Source organism: Ramlibacter aurantiacus, from assembly GCF_016722895.1.
Classification (GTDB): domain Bacteria; phylum Pseudomonadota; class Gammaproteobacteria; order Burkholderiales; family Burkholderiaceae_C; genus Ramlibacter; species Ramlibacter aurantiacus.
In genome coordinates this window covers 107,469-124,517 of the sequence record NZ_JAEQNA010000002.1, presented here as the reverse complement: position 1 = coordinate 124,517, position 17,049 = coordinate 107,469, and the positions used below count along the sequence as shown (strand labels likewise).

General features: G+C 67.3%; 15 protein-coding genes and 2 tRNA genes. 6 read left to right on the top strand and 11 right to left on the bottom strand.

The genetic code is table 11. The features are described from left to right. Window positions 1-38: 38 nt before the first annotated feature. Window positions 39-1,517: an NAD(P)H-hydrate dehydratase gene (locus JI739_RS08425; protein WP_201683444.1), complete on the top strand. Its 1,479-nt coding sequence runs from the start codon at window positions 39-41 to the stop codon at window positions 1,515-1,517. On the opposite strand, the gene JI739_RS08420 is transcribed toward JI739_RS08425, so the two are convergent. Continuing rightward, complete coding sequence (locus JI739_RS08420; RefSeq protein ID WP_201683443.1) at window positions 1,514-2,275, bottom strand: SDR family oxidoreductase; 762 nt, start codon at window positions 2,273-2,275, stop codon at window positions 1,514-1,516. The genes JI739_RS08425 and JI739_RS08420 overlap by 4 nt on opposite strands. 58 nt (window positions 2,276-2,333) lie before the next feature. Continuing rightward, entirely contained in the window at window positions 2,334-4,595 is a 2,262-nt protein-coding gene (rnr, locus tag JI739_RS08415; protein ID WP_201683442.1) for a ribonuclease R, read from the bottom strand. An 18-nt stretch (window positions 4,596-4,613) separates the two neighbouring features. On the opposite strand from rnr, the gene JI739_RS08410 reads away from it, so the two are divergent. After that, window positions 4,614-4,698: transfer RNA gene (locus tag JI739_RS08410), tRNA-Leu, on the top strand. 118 nt (window positions 4,699-4,816) lie between these two features. Here the strand turns inward: JI739_RS08410 and rimO are convergent. Together rimO and phaR are read right to left on the bottom strand one after the other, a co-directional pair. Then, a complete protein-coding gene (gene rimO, locus JI739_RS08405; protein ID WP_201683441.1) occupies window positions 4,817-6,211 on the bottom strand; it encodes a 30S ribosomal protein S12 methylthiotransferase RimO in 1,395 nt (464 codons plus the stop codon). 55 nt (window positions 6,212-6,266) lie between these two features. Beyond that, window positions 6,267-6,800: a polyhydroxyalkanoate synthesis repressor PhaR gene (gene phaR / locus JI739_RS08400; RefSeq protein ID WP_201683440.1), complete on the bottom strand. Its 534-nt coding sequence runs from the start codon at window positions 6,798-6,800 to the stop codon at window positions 6,267-6,269. 206 nt (window positions 6,801-7,006) lie between these two features. Here phaR and JI739_RS08395 point away from each other — a divergent pair, with 206 nt between their 5' ends. Next, window positions 7,007-7,294, top strand: coding sequence for a hypothetical protein (locus JI739_RS08395; RefSeq protein WP_201683439.1), 288 nt, complete (start codon window positions 7,007-7,009; stop codon window positions 7,292-7,294). Window positions 7,295-7,380: 86 nt separating this feature from the next. Here JI739_RS08395 and JI739_RS08390 read toward each other — a convergent pair. The 3 genes from JI739_RS08390 to JI739_RS08380 form a co-directional block, all read right to left on the bottom strand. Next, window positions 7,381-7,457 (bottom strand) — tRNA-Val (locus tag JI739_RS08390). Between the two features lie 47 nt (window positions 7,458-7,504). Beyond that, window positions 7,505-9,688, bottom strand: coding sequence for a RelA/SpoT family protein (locus JI739_RS08385; protein WP_201683438.1), 2,184 nt, complete (start codon window positions 9,686-9,688; stop codon window positions 7,505-7,507). Continuing rightward, window positions 9,669-10,601, bottom strand: coding sequence for an alpha/beta fold hydrolase (locus tag JI739_RS08380; protein ID WP_201683437.1), 933 nt, complete (start codon window positions 10,599-10,601; stop codon window positions 9,669-9,671). The genes JI739_RS08385 and JI739_RS08380 overlap by 20 nt, the downstream gene beginning before the upstream one ends. Before the next feature lie 55 nt (window positions 10,602-10,656). On the opposite strand from JI739_RS08380, the gene JI739_RS08375 reads away from it, so the two are divergent. Beyond that, window positions 10,657-11,427, top strand: coding sequence for a 3-hydroxybutyrate dehydrogenase (locus tag JI739_RS08375; protein WP_201683436.1), 771 nt, complete (start codon window positions 10,657-10,659; stop codon window positions 11,425-11,427). Window positions 11,428-11,433: 6 nt separating this feature from the next. On the opposite strand, the gene JI739_RS08370 is transcribed toward JI739_RS08375, so the two are convergent. From JI739_RS08370 to JI739_RS08360, 3 genes are read right to left on the bottom strand one after another with little or no spacing between them, the layout of a single operon-like run. Next, on the bottom strand, window positions 11,434-12,252 hold the full coding sequence (locus tag JI739_RS08370) for a metallophosphoesterase family protein (protein WP_201683435.1): 819 nt from the start codon (window positions 12,250-12,252) through the stop codon (window positions 11,434-11,436). Next, window positions 12,249-13,187 carry a diacylglycerol/lipid kinase family protein gene (locus JI739_RS08365; RefSeq protein ID WP_201683434.1) on the bottom strand — a complete coding sequence of 313 codons (939 nt, stop codon included), beginning with the start codon at window positions 13,185-13,187 and terminating at the stop codon, window positions 12,249-12,251. The genes JI739_RS08370 and JI739_RS08365 overlap by 4 nt, the downstream gene beginning before the upstream one ends. Then, on the bottom strand, window positions 13,184-13,921 hold the full coding sequence (locus tag JI739_RS08360; RefSeq protein WP_201683433.1) for an SIMPL domain-containing protein: 738 nt from the start codon (window positions 13,919-13,921) through the stop codon (window positions 13,184-13,186). Before JI739_RS08360 ends, JI739_RS08365 begins: the two co-directional genes overlap by 4 nt. A gap of 184 nt (window positions 13,922-14,105) precedes the next feature. Between JI739_RS08360 and ompR the strand changes: the two genes are divergently transcribed. Both ompR and JI739_RS08350 read left to right on the top strand, forming a co-directional pair. Then, on the top strand, window positions 14,106-14,837 hold the full coding sequence (ompR, locus tag JI739_RS08355) for an osmolarity response regulator transcription factor OmpR (protein ID WP_201683432.1): 732 nt from the start codon (window positions 14,106-14,108) through the stop codon (window positions 14,835-14,837). A 90-nt stretch (window positions 14,838-14,927) separates the two neighbouring features. Continuing rightward, a complete protein-coding gene (locus JI739_RS08350) occupies window positions 14,928-16,364 on the top strand; it encodes a sensor histidine kinase (protein WP_201683431.1) in 1,437 nt (478 codons plus the stop codon). Between the two features lie 38 nt (window positions 16,365-16,402). Here the strand turns inward: JI739_RS08350 and JI739_RS08345 are convergent, their stop codons facing one another. After that, entirely contained in the window at window positions 16,403-16,918 is a 516-nt protein-coding gene (locus JI739_RS08345; protein WP_201683430.1) for a BON domain-containing protein, read from the bottom strand. Between the last annotated feature and the right edge of the window lie 131 nt (window positions 16,919-17,049).

Here is a 17,049-nt window from a genome sequence, read left to right as displayed (position 1 = left end):
GCCCTGCGGCGACCCGGCCGGGCGGCACAATGCCGCCCATGGAACGCGTGACGCCCGAACGGGAGTGGCCCTTGCACGATGTCGCCAGCCTGCGGCGGATCGAGGCCGAAGCGGCCGCCTCGCTGTCCCCGCACACGCTGATGCAGCGTGCCGGCCTGGCGAGTGCCCGCCTCGCACTGGCGCTGGCGCCGCACGCACGCAACGCCTGGATCGCCTGCGGACCGGGCAACAACGGCGGCGATGGCTTCGAAGCCGCGTTCCACCTGAAAACCTGGGGCCTGGAGCCGGTGGTCACCTGGTTGGGCACGGCCGACCGCCTGCCGACGGATGCCCGCGCCTCGCTGCAGCGCGCGCAGTCCGTGGGCGTGGCAATCCAGCCGGACCCACCTGCCCGCTACGGCATCGCGATCGACGCCCTGTTCGGCATCGGCAGCCGCAAGCCGTTGGAGGGCACTGCGGCTCGATGGCGCGAGCGGCTGTCCACCGGCGGGGTTCCGGTGCTGGCGATCGACGTGCCTTCGGGCCTGGATGCCGACACCGGGCGCGGCCTGGCGGTGCGGGCGACACACACGCTCACGCTGCTCGCGCTCAAGCCTGGCCTGTTCACCGCAGGCGGCCGCGACGCCGCGGGGGAGGTGTGGTTCGATGACCTGGGCGTGGCCGGCGGCATCGTGCCGCCGGTGGCACGGCTTGCTGCCGAACCGGCTGTCGAGCAGCGGGCGCACGCAAGCCACAAGGGCAGCTGGGGCGACGTCGCCGTCATCGGCGGCGCACCCGGCATGCGCGGTGCGGCCCTGCTGGCGGCGACCGCGGCGCTGCATGGCGGCGCCGGCCGTGTGTACGTGGGCCTGCTCGACGGCGACGCCGGGACCCTCCACGGCCAGCAGCCCGACCTGATGTTCCGCGACCCGGACCGGCTCGACCTGGACGACATGCACGTGGCCTGCGGCTGCGGCGGCGGTGACGCGGTGCGGGCGCGGCTGCCACGCGTGCTGGAGGCGGCCGCCTCGCTGGTGCTCGACGCCGACGCGTTGAACGCCATCGCCGCCGACCCGGCCTTGCAGGAGAAGCTGCGCGACCGCGGCGAAGGTCGACCCACAGTGCTCACGCCCCATCCGCTGGAAGCGGCGCGATTGCTGCAGGTCGGCGTGGACGATGTCCAGCGAGACCGCCTGCAAGCCGCGCGGCTGCTGGGCGAACGTCTGGGCTGTTGCGTGGTGCTCAAGGGCTCGGGCACGGTCGTCGCTGCACCAGGTGCGCTTCCCCACGTCAACCCGACGGGGAACGCCCGGCTTGCCGTCGCCGGCACCGGTGACGTGCTCGCGGGCATGATCGCCGCCAGGCTGGCGGCCGGCAGGCCGCCGTTGGCGGCCGCGTGCGAGGCGGTGTTCGCGCACGGCCGCCTGGCAGACCGGTGGCCGGCCGGATCGCACCTCACAGCGGCGGAGCTGGCGCGCGCCGTGCACCTGCCCGGGGAGGTCTCCCTGCCGCCCTCAGGGTGGACTGGAGCGCGCTAGCCCCGGCCGACGAAGGGCATGCGAGTGGCCATCACGGTGTGGAACAGCACATTGGCCTCCAGCGGAAGGCTGGCCATGTAGCGCACCGACTCACCGACGATGGCCACGTCCATCAGCGGCTCGACCCCGATCTCGCCATTGGCCTGCGGCACCCCCTGGGTCAGGCGCATGGCCAGTTCGGTGCCGGCATTGCCCACGTCGATCTGGCCCACCGCGATGTTGTACTTGCGCCCGTCCAGCGACGCGGCCTTGGTCAGGCCGGAGACCGCGTGTTTGGTGGCCGTGTACGCAATGGAGTTGGGCCGCGGCGCATGCGCCGAAATCGACCCGTTGTTGATGATGCGGCCCCCTTGCGGCGCCTGCGCCTTCATGACGCGGAACGCTTGCTGGATCCCATAGAACATGCCGTTGAGGTTGGTGTCGACCACGCACTTCCAGTCGGCCAGCGACAGGTCTTCCAGCGGCACGCCCGGCGCCCCGACGCCGGCGTTGTTGAACAACAGGTCCACGCGCCCCCACGCCTGCACCGTGGTGGCGAACAGCGCCTCGACCGATGCCGGATCGGTGACGTCCGTCCGGACGGCGATCGCCCGCTCGTGGGCGCCGCTGGCGCTCAGCGTGGCCTCCAGCACCTCGAGGCGGCGGCCGGCCAGCGCGACATGCCAGCCATCCGCCAACAAGGCCAGCGCGGCCGCCTTGCCGATGCCGGTACCGCCGCCGGTGACGACGGCGATGCGCCGCGTGCTCTGCTCGATCATTGCTGCCCTCCTGGTTTGGCGACTGGCGTGCTGCGCACCCCGCAAGCTCGCACGCTGCTCATCGCCTCGACTTGCCGCCGCGTGATTTGCCGGCCGCCTTCTTGACCGCGGCCTTCAGTGCCTGAATGGGAGAGGCGCTGCCCTCGCCCTGCCCTGCGACCGATTTGCGCGACGGCCGCTTGCCGCTCTTGCCGGCCGACCTGTCGCCCGCCGCGCCCTTGTCGCGCATTGCCCGCAGCGCCAACTCGTCGGCGTCCTGCACCAGGCGAAAGTCGATCTTGCGTCCATCCAGGTCGACCCGGCTGACCTGGACCCGCACGCGCGTGCCGATGGCATAGCGGATGCCGGTGCGCTCGCCGCGCAGCTCCTGGCGCACTTCGTCGAACTTGAAGTACTCACCACCCAGTTCGGTGATGTGCACCAGCCCCTCGACGTACATCGCGTCCAGCGTGACGAAGAGGCCGAAGCTGGTGGCCGCGGTGACCACGCCGGAGTATTCCTCGCCGAGGTGCTCTCGCATGTACTTGCACTTGAGCCAGGCTTCCACGTCGCGGCTGGCCTCGTCGGCCCGGCGCTCGTTGGCGCTGCAATGCAGCCCGGCGGCCTCCCAGGCCAGCAACTCGCGGGTGGGCGGAGCGCTGGGCTTGCGCGGCCGCGTGCCGGGGGCGCTCACCCGGCTGGCCAGGCGGCGCGCGAGCTTCTCGTGGGCCTCGCCGGGGGTCGGCAAGGCTGGCAGTTCGTAGCGGCGCTTACCGAGAATGGCCTTGATCGTCCGGTGGACCAGCAGGTCGGGATAACGGCGGATCGGGCTGGTGAAGTGGGTGTAGGCCTCGTAGGCCAGGCCGAAGTGGCCGCTGTTGTGGGGCGAATAGATCGCCTGCTGCATGCTCCGCAGCAGCATGGTGTGGATCTGCTGCGCATCCGGCCGCTCCTTGGTGGCCTCGGCAATCCGCTGGAACTCCGAGGGATGCGGCTCTTCGGAGATCGACAGGCCCACCCCCAAGGCCTTGAGATAGTTGCGAAGAATGTCCTTCTTCTCGGGCGTCGGGCCTTCATGCACGCGGTACAGGCCTGGGTGCTTGGACTGCAGGATGAAGTCTGCGCTGCAGACGTTGGCCGCGAGCATGGCTTCTTCGATCAGCCGGTGGGCATCGTTTCGCACGCGCGGCACGATGCGCTCGATGCGGCCGTTCTCGTCGCAGATGATCTGCGTCTCGACGGTCTCGAAGTCCACGGCCCCGCGCGCCTGCCTCGATTTGAGCAAGGCCCGGTAGACATCGTGCAGGTTGATCAGGTCCCCGACCAACTCCTTGCGCCGCTGCGCCTCGGGGCCGCGCGTATTGCTCAGGATGGCCGCCACTTCGGTATAGGTGAACCGGGCATGGCTGTGCATGACGGCCGGGTAGAACTGGTAGGCCTGGATTTCTCCGGTGGCCGTGACCAGCATGTCGCACACCATGCAAAGGCGATCGACCTCGGGGTTCAGAGAGCACAGGCCGTTGGACAGCTTCTCGGGCAGCATGGGGATGACACGGCGCGGGAAGTACACGCTGGTGGCGCGCTCGTAGGCGTCCACGTCGATGGCGCTGCCGGTCTCCACGTAGTGGCTCACGTCGGCGATCGCCACCAGCAGCCGCCAACCCTTGCCTCGCCCGACCTTGGCCGGTTCGCAGTACACCGCGTCGTCGAAGTCACGCGCGTCTTCCCCGTCGATGGTGACCAGGGGGACGTCGGTGAGGTCGATGCGTTGCTTGCGATCCTGCGGCCGCACCTTGTCGGGCAGGCTCCGGGCCAGGGCGATGCAGGCGTCGGAGAACTCGTGCGGCACGCCGTACTTGCGAACGGCGATCTCGATCTCCATCCCGGGATCGTCGATTTCACCGAGGACCTCCTTGACCCGGCCGACCGGCTGTCCATAAAGGCTAGGCGGCTCGGTGAGTTCGACCACCACCACCTGCCCCACCTTGGCGAGGCCCGTGAGTCCCTTGGGAATCAGTACATCCTGGCCGTAGCGCTTGTCCTCGGGCGCCACCAGCCAGACGCCGCTCTCGTGCAGCAGCCGTCCGATGATGGGTGCATTGGGGCGCTCGATGATTTCGAGCACGCGCCCTTCCGGTCGGCCCCGCCGATCTTGCCGAACGATCCGCACCTTGACACGGTCCTTGTGCAGGACCGCACGCATCTCATTCGGAGGCAGGTAGATGTCCGCTTCGCCGTCGTCGCGGAGCACGAAGCCATGGCCATCGCGATGCCCCTGGATCACGCCCTCGATTTCTTCTAGGAGGTTCTTGTCTTGCGAGCTTGTGTTCTTGATATACAATCTTGTTTTTCCTGAAATGCCCAGGTGGCGGAATTGGTAGACGCACTAGTTTCAGGTACTAGCGAGTAACATCGTGGAGGTTCGAGTCCTCTCCTGGGCACCAATCATAAAGACAAAGCCGGCTTCGCCGGCTTTGTTGTTTTCGGGCTCTGCAATTGCTTGATGAGGGCGACTCGCCGACCTGCCGGCGAGTCGCGAAGAACAAGGAACGCAGCAGCTAATCAAATCGGCACGGCCACCAGGTCATGGCCTTCCGTGGCGACGATACGGGCCTGCGTGAACTCCCCCACTTTCAACTGCTTGCTGATCTTCCCGGGCGGCAGAAGCCGCACCACCCCATCGATTCCGGGCGCATCCGCATAGGAGCGACCGACGCCCCCCTTGCGGCCGAGCGCGGGGGCCGAATCGACCAGCACCTGCATCGTCGCGCCGATGCGCTCACGCAGCTTCGCAGCCGAGACTTCCTCGGCCACGGCCATGAAGCGCGCCCTGCGCTCCTCGCGAATTTCCTTGGGCAGCATGCCCGGCAATTCGTTCGCCGCCGCACCCTGGATGTCGCTGTAGGCAAAGCAGCCAGCACGGTCGATCCGAGCCTCTCGCATGAAGGCCAGCAGGTGCTCGAACTCGGCTTCGGTCTCGCCCGGAAAACCGGCGATGAAAGTGCTTCGGATCACCAGTTCCGGGCAGGCTTCGCGCCAACGCTCGATACGCTCGAGGTTGCGCTCGCCGCTAGCGGGCCGCTTCATCCGACGCAGCACGTCGGGGTGGCTGTGCTGGAAGGGGACGTCCAGGTACGGGAGCACGCGACCCTCTGCCATCAAGGGGATGACCTCGTCAACCGAGGGATACGGGTACACGTAATGCAGGCGCACCCACGCCCCGTGCGGTTCAGCCAGTTCGCCCAGCGCGGCGGCAAGCTCCAGCAGGCGCGTGCGGACCGGCCGGCCGTCGAAGAAGCCGGTGCGGTACTTCATGTCCACGCCATAGGCCGAGGTGTCCTGGCTGATCACCAGCAGTTCCTTGACGCCCCCCTCGAAAAGGGCCCGCGCCTCCTTCAGCACGTCACCGATCGGCCGGCTGGCCAGGTCCCCCCGCATCGACGGGATGATGCAGAACGTGCAGCGGTGATTGCAGCCTTCACTGATCTTCAGATACGCGTAGTGCCGGGGCGTGAGCTTGAGCCCGGCCTCGCCGAATCCGCCGGGAACCAGGTCCAGGAACGGATCGTGTGGCTTGGGCAGGTGCGTGTGCACCGCGTCCATGACCTCCTGCGTGGCGTGCGGCCCGGTGACTGCCAGCACCGATGGATGCATCTGGCGCACCAGGTTGTCTCCGCCCTCCCCGGCGCGCGCGCCCAGGCAGCCGGTCACGATGACCTTGCCGTTCTCGGCCAGCGCCTCGCCGATGGTGTCCAGGCTCTCCTTGACGGCGTCATCGATGAAGCCGCAGGTGTTGACGATCACCAGGTCGGCTCCATCGAAAGTCTTGGCCGTCTGGTAACCCTCTGCCGAGAGTTGGGTCAAGATGAGTTCGGAATCGGTCAGGGCCTTGGGGCAGCCCAGGCTGACGAAGCCAACTTTGGGCGTTTTGGTTTGCGGGGCAGCGGTTTCGCTCATGGGGCCGCATTGTCCCAGCTTGCGGAAGGACCCACTGCGCGCTGCGGATCGCGGGCTAGCGCTTGATGAATGCCCCGAACATCTGCTCGGTCTGCTTTTGCATCTGCTCCTGCATCTGTTCGACCATGGTCTTGGACTGCTCCAGGTAATTGCCCATGAGTCCTTGCATCAGCGGGTTCTGCATGTGCGTGAGCTGGGCCCACATTTCCGGCGTGAAGCTGGCGGACTGCTCCGCGAGTTTGGCCTGCAGATCGGTGAAGGCCTGCACGTTGCGTTCGAGGTAGGTTCCCATGAACCCCTGCATGGCGTGGCCGTAGAAGCGGATGATGTTGGCCAGGGCCGCCTCGCTGAACATGGGTGCCCCACCCGCTTCTTCTTCCAGGATGATCTGCAGCAGGATGCTGCGCGTGATGTCATCGTTCGTCTTGGCATCGCGCACCACGAAGGATTCGTGTTCCAGAACGAGTTGCTTGACCTCGGCGAGCGTGATGTAGGTCGACGTGTTGGTGTCGTACAGCCGTCGATTGGGGTATTTCTTGATGATGCGTTGGGCCGGTTTGGCGCTGGCTCGGGCTTTCTTGCCTTGCACTTCACACTCCTGGCACCCGGCCACTCGGCACGGTTTTGTTGATCTGTTGCGCCAGCCATTGTAGGAATGGCGACGTCGACGCCTGCGGGAGGTTTTCCCTACACCTTCAGGACCTGGCGTGGAGACCCCACAGCCGGTAAAAACGCCAGTTGCCGCAGCTGTTGCAACAGCTAACATCCGGCCCAGTCATCACTCGGGAGCCCCCCATGCGTTCAGCCCTTGCCTGGATCATCGCTGCCCTGGTCACCTGGCTCGCCTTCCAGTACCTGGAAAGCCTGGAGCTGAAGATGCTGGCGCTGGTGACGCCGTTCGTCCTTTACCTGTCGGTGCTCCGCGCCCGCATTCATCGGCTGCAAGATCGGCTGGCGCAGCGCGACAACGAGCTGAATCAGCTCAAGGCGCAACTCGGCTTCACCCCCTCGACGTTCGCCGATCTATTGAAGGACGAATCTGCACCAGTCAATCCACGAGTAGTCGCCACTCACGAGGCCTGAGACAGTTCGGCCGCCCTGCAAGCCAAATTGAAAACGACGGCACAAAGGAAAAGGGACTTCGCATTTCTGCGAAGTCCCTTTAATTTTGGTAGGCGCGATTGGACTCGAACCAACGACCCCCACCATGTCAAGGTGGTGCTCTAACCAGCTGAGCTACGCGCCTGTGTTCGTTCGAGAAACGAAATTGTAGCAGGCTGGATGGGCGGCTCTTCAGCGCCTGCGGGCCGATCGGACGCCTTGGACCTCCGACACCTGGGCCAGTACCCGGGACATGCGCTGGGAGTCGGCAACTTCCACGGTGAAGGTCATCCAGGCGGTGCCTTTCACGGTCTGGGTTTGGACGCCCGTCACGTTCATCTTCTCCTTGGCGAACACCTCGGAGATATCCCGCAGCAGTCCTTGGCGGTCGGCGGCCTCGACGGCCACGTCGATCGGGTAGACCGCGCCGCCTTCGCCCCCGCCCCACTCCACATCGATCACCCGCGCCGGCTCGCGGGCGGCGAGTTCGCGAAAGCTGCTGCAGTCGCGGCGATGCACGCTCACACCCTTGCCGCGCGTCACGAAGCCCGCGATGCGGTCCGGGGGGGCCGGCTTGCAGCAACGGGCCAGCTGGGTCATCAGGGAATCGATGCCGACCACCAGCACGCCACCCTTGGCAGGACCGGCGGACGATCGCGGCTTCTTGAGAAGCACCTCGTCGGCGGATTCAGGGGCCGTGGTCGGCTTGAGCAGCGTCTCGATGTTGCGCAGCGAAAACTCGTCCTTGCCAACCACGAAGAACAGGTCCTCGGCCGACCTGAAGCCCAGCTGGCTCGCCAGGTCTTCGAGCTTGATCGCGGTGCGGCCTTCTCGCTGGAGCAGCTTCTCCACCGCCTCACGCCCTCGGGCCACGGCCTCGTGCCGATGTTGTTCGTTGAACCAGGCGCGTACCTTGGCCCGCGCCCTCTGGCCCGCCAGGAAGCCCAGGTCGGGGTTGAGCCAGTCACGCGAAGGCCCGCCTTCCTTGGCGGCGATGATCTCCACCGTCTGGCCGTTCTTGAGCCGCGTGTTCAGCGGCACCATGGCGCCATCGACCCGCGCGCCGCGGCAGCGATGGCCCAGGCTGGTGTGCACGGTGTAGGCGAAATCGACGGGCGTGGCGCCCCGCGTCAGCTCGACCACTGCCGCCTGCGGGGTGAGCACGTAGATGCGGTCCTCGAACAGGCCGGTGCCGGCGCCCGCCAGGTCACGCTCCCACGCGAGCAGCTGCCGCAGCACCGCGATCTTCGCGTCGTATTCGCCACTGGCCGAGACCCCTGCATAGCCTTTGCTGCCGGCTTCCTTGTAAGCCCAGTGCGCCGCGACACCGTGCTCGGCATGCTCGTGCATCGCATGCGTGCGGACCTGGATCTCGATGGGCCGCCCGGCTGCATCCCGGACCACGGTGTGCAGCGACTGGTAGCCATTGGGCTTGGGCCTGGCGATGTAATCGTCGAATTCGCCGGGGATGGGCTCGAAGCGCTCGTGCACCCATGCGAGCGCGGCATAGCACTCGCGCTCGTCGCCGACGATGACACGCAGCGCCCGCACGTCGAAGACGTTCTCGAACTCGAGCGACTTGCCTCGCATCTTCTTGACGATGCTGTAGATGTGCTTGGGCCTGCCGTGCACCTCGGCGCGGATGCCCTGTGCGAGCAGTTCGGCCTCGAGCTGCTGGCGCAGCTGCTCCACGTACTGCTCGCGCTCGGCGCGCTTTTCGTCGAGCAGCCGCGCCACCTGCTTGTAGGTGCCGGGCTCCAGGAAGCGAAAGGCCAGATCCTCCATCTCCCACTTGATCTGCCAGATGCCGAGCCGGTTGGCCAGCGGCGCGAAGACCTCCAGCGCCTCACGTGCCACACCTGGCGGCGCGATCGTGCGCGAAGCGGCATGCCAGCGCAGCGTTTGCAGGCGCGAGGCCAGCCGCAGCATCACCACACGCAAGTCGCGCGAGAACGCTAGCAGCATCTTGCGCACGTTCTCGGCATGTTCGCGTGAATCGGTTGGCGCGTCGTTGTCCCGCGTCTGCCGCTGCACCGCCACCAGCTTCGTGGTCTCGATCGCCAGGGTGGCATAGCTCTCGCCGAAGGCCTTGGCGATGACCTCGTGCGGCCGGTTCAGGTGGGCGCAGGCATACACCAGGTAGCTGGCGGCCTGCATCGCTTCGGAGCCGCCCATCTGCTTGAGGATGGCGGCCACGGCATCGGCATGGACCAGCGTGTTCTCGCCGGTGTCCAGGGTCTCGCCGGAGATCAGCGGTTCGGCGAAGGCCCGGGCCCGGGCCAGCGTGTCGGCCTGTCGTGGCAGCGACTGCTCGGCAGCGGTGACCAGGTCCGAGACCGGGGCGGCCTCGGCCGCCTCACTCGACAGGCTCTTCATCCAGCGGTGGCTCCTGCAGCAGGAACGAGACCACGGCATCGACCTGGGCCGGCGTCACCAGGGTCGGCGCGTGGCCGATGCCCGCGAATTCGATCAGCCGGGCGCGTGGACCGCGCTGGGTCATCTGAACCGCGGTGGCATGCGTGAGCAAGTCGGAATCGGCCCCTCGTATCAGCAGGACCTGGGCGCGGATCTGGTCATACAGCTGCCAAAGCACAGCCTCGCTGGCAGCGGCATCGTCCGGGCGCAGCTGCGACAGGGGCACGGAAATCGCCGGGTCGTAGTGCAAGGTAAAGCCGCCTTCCGGCAGCGGTCGCAGCATGGGCTTGGAGAGCGCCAGCCATTCTTCGGGTGAGTGCGGACCGAACCCGGCGGAGATCACGGCCATCGCGTCGGCCGCATGCTGCACGGTGTCGTAGCGCCCCGCTTTGCCCAGGTACTGCCCGATGCGCTGGAGCGCCTCCCACTGGATCACCGGACCCACGTCGTTGAGCACCAGGCGCCGCACCGGTGCGGGCATCGGCAAGCCCGGCGTACCGCAGACGCCCAGGCCGATGAGGCCGCCCATGCTCGTGCCGACCCAGTCGAACCAGGCGACCGGGGCGGTTCGGTCAAGCTCGTTGCACAGCGCCACCATGTCGGCGGCGTAGGTGGGGATCCGGTAGTGCGTCGGATCCTGCAGCCAGTCACTGTGTCCACGCCCGGCGACGTCCGGGCACACCACGCGCAGCGCCCCCCGCGCGGCACCCAGCAAGGCGCGCGCGAGCACGTCGAAATCACGACCCTGGCGCGAGAGCCCATGCACGCAGACCACCACCTGCGACGCCTGTGGATCACCCCATTGCCAATACGCCATCCGATGCGCACCAGCGGCACTTTGGCAGGTGATGTGGTGCAGGCGCGGCTCGGGCATGGTGCGGATGAAAATGGGGATACTCGGCGCATCCTAATTGAATCGGAGAAGGCAGATGCTCAGAGGCAAGACGGCTCTCGTCACGGGTTCCACCAGCGGCATCGGGCTGGGGATCGCCAAGGCACTCGCGCGCCAGGGCGCACGGATCCTGCTCAACGGGTTCGGCGACGTGCAGGCGCCCAAGGCCGAGATCGCAGCCCTGGGCGTGGAGGTCGACTACCACGGCGCGGACATGAGCCGGCCGGCCGACATCGAACAGATGATGCAGTTCGCGGCCGAGCGCTTCGGCCAGGTCGACGTGCTGGTGAACAACGCCGGCATCCAGCACGTGGCACCGGTGCAGGAGTTCCCGCCCGAGAAATGGGACGCCATCCTCGCCATCAACCTGTCGAGCGCCTTCCACACCACGCGGCTGGCGCTGCCGGCCATGCGGGCCGCCAATTGGGGCCGCATCATCAACGTGGCATCGGTGCACGGCCTGGTCGCCTCGGCCGAAAAGTGCGCCTATGTCTCGGCCAAGCATGCGCTGGTCGGGCTGACCAAGGTGGTGGCCCTGGAGAACGCCACCACCGGCATCACCTGCAACGCGATCTGCCCGGGATGGGTGCTGACGCCGCTGGTGCAAAAGCAGGTGGACGACAAGGCCGCGGCCCATGGCTGGAGCAACGAGGAAGCCACCCGGCGCCTGCTCGGAGAGAAGGAGCCGTCGATGCAGTTCACGACGCCCGAGGAACTCGGCGAGCTGGCCGTGTTCTTCTGCTCTCCGGCCGCGAACAACGTGCGCGGCGTGGCCTGGAACATGGATGGCGGCTGGGCCGCGCAGTAAGGGCCCTCATCCCAGCGCCAACTGGTGCTGGTCGGCGACGATGAACGCGCCGGCGTGTTCGTCGTAGTCGTGGCGCTCCACCTTGCAGCCGCGCGGCTGCCCCGGATCGGCCGCGTGCCAGTGGATCAGGTTGAGGGAGTTCGCCGTTCCCCAACGCACCCGGCGCGACAAGGCCGTTCCAGCCTGCACGCACCACAGCGGGCTTGCGCCGGTCGCGCCGCACTGGCGGCTCACTTCCACCACGTAGGGCAGATGGATGTGTCCGCCCAGCACCAGGTCGGCACCGGCTTCGGCCCACGCCTTGAGTGCGGCGTCCGCGCCTATCAGGCGGTCGTGCTGGTCGCCGGCGCGGATCACTGCCGCCGGCTGGTGGGTCACCACGATGCGCAACTGCCCGGGCGATCTCGCCGAGGCCAGTCGACGGGCTACCGCGTCCACCTGCAGCGACGACACCTCGCCGTCGGTGTGGCGTTGCGGCCGGGTGGTGTTCACTCCGATCACCAGGCAATCCTCCAGCTCCAGCACGGGCTCGAGCTCGGTCCCGAAGGCATGCGTGTAGCGGCGGTACGGCTGCAAGAAGCGAAGTGCCAGGTTGTAGAGCGGAATGTCGTGGTTGCCCGGCAGCACCAGACGCGGCTGGCGACCCAGCTCGTCGAGCAACCGCCGAGCAGCCGCGAACTGCGTGGCGGTGGCGCGCTGGGTCACATCGCCGCTGAGGATCACCGCGTCCGGCCGGCGCTCCTGCACCAGGTCTTTCAGTGCCTGCACGACAGGCGGCTGCTCGGTGCCGAAATGGGTATCGGAGATGTGCAGCAGCAGGCTCACTCCACCTCCACTCGGTCCTCGGCGCACGGCAGCATCAGCGTCAGCGGCTGCTCGCAGACTTCGAAGCGGATCGGCTGAGTCATCACGCCGATCTCGCCATCCGCCGCCACCTTGGTGCGGCGCACGCCACGCATGCGCACGGTGAGCCGCTGGAAGGTGAAGCTTTCCAGCTGGTCGGCCTCGCCCAGGCGACCCAGCGCGCCGCGAAGCAGCAGGCCCAGCATGGCCCAGGTGCCGATGGGCCTGAGCACCAGTGCCGCAAGCGATCCGTGCCCCACGTCTTTGACCAACCCGGCGTCCAGTCCCAATCGGGCGAGCTGCAGGGGGTTGTTGCCCACGAAGATCATGGGCGTGCGCAGCTGTCGCACCTGACCATCCGCCTCGACCTCCACCCGCAGCTGGTGCCGCCAGCGGACCAGCGTGGCCAGCGCAGCGGCCAGGGCCACCCAGCGGCGGCGGCCGAAGCGCTCGAGGAAGTCCTCCCGGTCATCGAGCAGCTGCGGGTACATGCCCAGGCTGGCATTGACCAGGAACAGGCGCGAGTTCACCGCCCCCACGTGCACCTGCCGCGGCTCGGCGCGCGCCAGTGCCTTGACGGCACGTTCGAGATCCTGCGGGATGCCGTGCACTCGGCAGAAGTAGTTGAAGGTGCCCTGTGGAATGGCACCCATGACGCAGCCCGCTTGATGCGCTGCCTGGGCCGCGGTGGTGATGGTGCCGTCCCCACCGACGGCGACCAGCACGGCGTCCTCGCGGCGCGCACGCTCGGCTGCCGCCCGGCAGGTCGAGTCCAGCTGCCCCGGATCGCGCACCTCGATGAAGTCGAAGTCGGCGCCGGCCTCGCGCAACCCCTGCTCGATCGCGCCGCGGCGCTCGGCCGCGTCGGCCGCGCCCGAACCCGACGCCGGGTTCATGATGACGAGCAGGCGCTTCATCGAGCACCCACCGGTGCATTCATCTGGATGGATCCCGAGACATTGACACGGACGGTCGTCCGCCCGGCCTCCACCGGCACGGGCGAGTCGGCGGTGGCGGCCCGGGCTTCCATCGCCAACATGCGCGGACGCGGCGGTGGACCCTGCTCGTTCGAATCGACGCTGGCTTCCCGCAGGACATAGCCGCCGAAGCCGAAGGCACGGGCCAGCTCGGTGGCTTTTGCCCGGAATCGCTGGATGGCTTCGTGCTGCGCGCGAGCCTCGGCTTCACGCAGCCGCTCGCGACTGAGGCCGAACTCGACGCCGGCCACGGTCATCGATTCGATGCGACCGGCCGCGCGGGTGATCCGTGCGATGTCCTGTCCCTCGAGCAGGATTTCGGCAGTGCCCGTCCACGATTGGATGCGCCCGTCGCGCCCGAACCTGGGCTGCACGTTCAATCCGCCGGTGCGCACCTCCATCAGCTGCTCCTGCGCCTGCGGCCGCAGCTGGCCCAGCGCCTGGTCCACGGCGGCCTTCAGCTGTTCCTGCACCGCCTGGGCCACCGGCGCCTCGCGCGTCGTGGACAAGCGCAGGCTGAGCTTGTCCTGTGGCACGTCGACGCTCGCGCTCGTGCTGAAGTTGAGAACATTTTCCGGAACCAGGGGGGTGGCAGGCGGCGTCTGCGCCACGGCGACGAAACTCTGCAGCAGCCATGGCAAGATCAGCGCAGCTACGCGCAAGTCGGGTTTCATGCGGTCTTTCTTATTCATAGAAGATGTGCAATTCGCTTGCCGGGGAGCGTACGCGAGCCCAATGTCCCTGCGTCCTGCTGGGGCAACTTTTGTAACCCTGTGTGAGGCACCGGGCAAAACATCGCACGACATGCAACAAGCGGCTCAAAATGGCCACTGTTACAAATGAACTTGTGGAATGCCGATGAACCAAAATGCAGCCCGCACAGACAAGATCCTCGTCGTCGATGACGACGCCCGGATTCGCGACTTGCTGCGCCGCTACCTCACGCAAGAAGGCTTCGAGGTCATCCTTGCGGAAGACGGCAAAGCCCTCAACCGGTTGATGCTTCGCGAGACGGCCGACTTGATCGTGCTGGACCTGATGATGCCGGGCGAAGACGGCCTGTCGATCTGCCGGCGCCTTCGTGCAGCCAACGACCGCACCCCCATCATCATGCTGACGGCCAAAGGCGAAGATGTGGATCGTATCGTCGGGCTCGAGGTGGGCGCCGACGATTACCTCGGCAAGCCTTTCAATCCGCGCGAACTGCTGGCGCGCGTCCATGCGGTGCTGCGGCGGCGCCCGGTGCAGGAAGCGCCCGGTGCTCCCTCCAGCGAGAACGAGGTGGTCAATTTCGGCCCCTTCGCCTTCGACCTGGGTGCCCGCACCTTGCGCAAGAACGGCGACGAACTGCCCTTGACCACCGGCGAATTCGCCATGCTCAAGGCGCTGGTGCGTCATCCGCGGCAGCCCCTGTCGCGGGAGAAGCTCGCACAACTGGCGCGCGGCCGTGAGTTCGAGCCGTTCGATCGCAGCCTCGACGTGCAGGTCTCGCGCCTGCGCAAGCTGGTCGAGACCGATCCCGCTGCACCGCGTTATATCCAGACCGTCTGGGGCGTGGGCTACGTGTTCGTGCCGGACGGTGCTGGCTGATCTATTTGAACCGTGCCTCGCGACGAGTCGCAGGACTCCAGGAAAGCCCGAGCCTTGCTCAGCGCACATAGCCGCCCCATCGAACCACCCATGAGCGGGCCCGTCCCGCTCGAAACTGCACCAGCCCCGCTGGAGAGCCGGCCCCGGGTGGGGCTTTCGCTCTTCTGGCGCACGTTCTTCTTGCTGTCGCTGCTGCTGATCGGCTCGATCGTTGCGTGGCTGCAGACCTTCCGCGCCCTCGAGTTCGAGCCGCGCGCGATGCAGACCGCGCAACAGATCGCGTCTCTGGTCAACCTCAGCCGGGCGGCCCTCCAGTATTCGGATGCCATTGCGCGCGTCTCGCTCATCAAGGCCTTGGCCGAGCGCGAGGACATGCGCATCATGCCGCGCAAGACGACTGATCGTTACACCGTATTCGACTCGGCGTCCATGGACCAGAACATCGCCCGCGAGCTGATGTCGCGGCTCGGTCCCGGCACGCTGCTGGCGGCGAGCGTCAACGGCGAAGCAGGCCTGTGGGTGGGATTCACCATCGGTGAGGATTCGTACTGGCTGCTGATGGACCGCACACGCTTTTCGCGCGTAGGCGGTCGCACCTGGCTGATCTGGCTGGTGACGGCGGCTGGACTGTCCCTGGCCGGTGCGGCGCTGATCGCACGGCTGATCAACCGCCCGCTCAAGCAACTGTCTTTTGCGGCCAGCCGCGTGCGCGACGGCGACTTCGACGCGAGCCGCCTGGACGAGAAGGCCGTCACCAGCGAGATCCGCGAGGTGAACATCGGGTTCAACCGCATGGCGCAGCAGTTGGCCAAGATCGAGCAGGATCGCGCCGTCATGCTGGCGGGCATCTCGCACGACCTGCGCACGCCGCTGGCCCGGTTGCGGCTTGAAACCGAAATGAGCGTGGCCGACCAGGATGCACGCGACCACATGGCCGCTGACATCGACCAGCTCGACGCCATCATCGACAAGTTTCTCGACTACGCCCGGCCCGACCACACCGAGCTCCGGCGCGTGAGCCTCAACGATGTGATCCAGGCCTGCGTGTACGCCGTGCAAGACCAGGGCGACATGCGCATCAACGTCGACATGCCGCGCAACATGTATGTGCTGGCGGACGAAGTCGAGCTCGCACGCGTGATCTCGAACCTGCTTGAAAACGCCCGCCGCTATGGCAAGACGCCCGACACCGGCATCGCGGTGGTCGACATCGCAGCGAAGACGCGCAATGACTGGGTGCTGCTGAAGGTGCGCGACCACGGCCCCGGCGTGGCCCCCGAAGCCTTGCCCAACCTCATGAAGCCCTTCTTCCGCGGTGACACCGCCCGAACGGCGGCCACGGGTGCGGGGCTCGGCCTGGCCATCGTGGACAAGACCGTGCAGCGCATGGGCGGTGTCTTCGCCCTCGCCAACACGAGTTCAGGCGGTCTGGCCGCCCACATCAAGCTGCAGCGCGCCCGCACGCAGAACGCCACGGAGCCTTCAGCGGCAGCGGACGGCCGCTCACCGGCGGCCCAACGCCGGTAAAGCCGCCGGGACAAGCTGGCAAGGCCGCGGCGAGAGTCTCAGCGGTCAGATTGCTGCTCGGGGTGACGGGCCGGACCCGCCCCCATGCGGGCGTCTCCACGCCGCTCGCCATCCATGCGGGCCGCCTGGGCGTCGACTCGCAGCTCGTTGCGTACCTGGCGCACTTCACTGTAGTTTTCGCGGACCAGGCGCTCGGCATGGAGCTTCGCCTCCTCGGAAGGCACCACGCCACGGAGCGTGACCACGTTGTCCAGGCTATGCACCTTGATGTCCTGAGCGCTCAGGTTCTCCTCGGCGGCCAGTCGCATATTGATGCGGGCAATCAGCGCAGCGTCCCCGATGGCTTCGGCGATGCCGCGGTTACTCTCGCCCGTCGGGGCATACACGCCCGGCTTCACGTTGCCTACGGGGGCGTAGTCTCTTTCTCGGGCCTGGGCCGCTGACTCGCGGGAGTCCGTCGCGGTCGCCTCGGCCGCAGCGTGGCCTGCGCTCAAAGCCAGCAGGACAGCGACCGATGACGCGGCCATCAGGCGCTTGGATCGAAGCTGATGCATGGCAGTGTCCTTTCATCGGTGAGCGGGCAACGCGCCCGCGACGGCCCACTTTGCAGCCGTCCGTCCACCTGGCAGGTGGGCCGGCCCTGGCGTCTGCCGTAGGAAGGGCTGGCGGACCGCGTTGCGATGCA